The organism is Roseateles sp. (genome assembly GCF_049240545.1).
Taxonomy (GTDB): domain Bacteria; phylum Pseudomonadota; class Gammaproteobacteria; order Burkholderiales; family Burkholderiaceae_C; genus Paucibacter_A.
In genome coordinates this window covers 1-1298 of record NZ_JBMLSK010000068.1, presented here as the reverse complement: position 1 = coordinate 1298, position 1298 = coordinate 1, and the positions used below count along the sequence as shown (strand labels likewise).

1 protein-coding gene and 1 other annotated feature are annotated in these 1298 nt (G+C 68.0%); the gene reads left to right on the top strand.

The window, feature by feature from the left end; all coding sequences use genetic code 11:
- A protein-coding gene (locus ACOVRJ_RS03985; RefSeq protein ID WP_422042603.1) for an IS3 family transposase occupies nucleotides 1–1156 on the top strand; the annotation gives its coding sequence in 2 pieces (ribosomal slippage) (nucleotides 1–183 and nucleotides 183–1156; 1157 coding nt annotated over the 2 pieces). This gene is flagged as partial in the annotation.
- Nucleotides 179–295, top strand: a sequence feature (AL1L pseudoknot). It overlaps the preceding gene by 117 nt.
- Nucleotides 1157–1298 lie beyond the last annotated feature (142 nt).

The window sequence follows — 1298 nt, the reverse complement described above, 5'->3', positions numbered from 1 at the left end:
AGTCGATCGCCGGCAAGATCGGCTGCACGGCCGAGACGCTGCGCAAGTGGGTGCGCCAGGGCGAGCGCGACAGCGGCGTGCGTCCCGGCGCGACGACGGCCGAGCAGCAGCGGATCAAGGAACTCGAACGCGAAGTGCGCGAGCTGCGCAAGACCAACGAGATCCTGAAGCTGGCCAGCGCATATTTCGCCCAGGCGGAGCTCGACCGCCATCACAAGAAGTGAATGCCTTCATCGACGAGCATCGCGCTCGGCAGGGGGTCGAGCCGATCTGCGCAGCGCTGCAGGTCGCCCCGTCGGCGTACCGGCGTCACACGGCACGCCAGCGCGATCCGGCGCTGCTGCCCGCGCGGGCGCAGCGCGACGCGCAGTTGATCCCTCAGGTGCAGCGCGTGTACGACGCGAACCTGAGGGTCTATGGCGCCGACAAGGTGTGGCGGCAGCTCCTGCGCGAAGGCGTGACGGTGGCGCGCTGCACGGTCGAACGTCTGATGCGCCGACTCGGGCTGCAAGGCGTGCGCCGCGGCAAGGGCGTGCGCACGACGGTGCCCGATGCCAAGGCGGCGTGCCCGCTGGACCGCGTCAAGCGCCACTTCAAGGCCCGGCGGCCGAACCAGCTGTGGGTGGCGGACTTCACCTACGTCTCGACCTGGCAGGGCTTCGTGTACGTGGCCTTCGTCGTCGATGTCTTCGCGCGGCGTATCGTGGGCTGGCGCGTCAGCAGTTCGATGCAGACCGACTTCGTGCTCGACGCGCTGGAGCAGGCGCTGTATGCGCGGCGCGCCGAGCGCGAAGGTGACCTCGTGCACCACAGCGATCGAGGTTCGCAGTACGTCTCGATCCGCTACAGCGAGCGTCTGGCCGAGGCCGGCATTGAGCCGTCGGTGGGCAGCACGGGCGACAGCTACGACAACGCGCTGGCCGAGACGATCAACGGTCTCTTCAAGGCCGAGATCATCCACCGGCGCGGGCCATGGAAGACGCGCGAGGCGGTCGAACTGGCGACGCTGGAGTGGGTCTCGTGGTTCAACCACCATCGCCTGCTCGAACCCATCGGCTACATCCCGCCGGCCGAAGCAGAGGCAAACTACTGGCGCGAGCAGGCCAAGGCATCCACCACCAAGCCAGCTTCGTCGGCAGCGCCGCAGGAGGGTTGAACCATGAATACATGGCCCAACCGGGGGGCCTCCGGCGGCCCCTGCGGGGGGCTGAGAAAGAGAATGCCTGAACCCAAGAACCGTCAGACCGGGCCGGTCTGACTCAAGCCAACAGGCCTCCTCGATACCCGGTGTGGTTCAG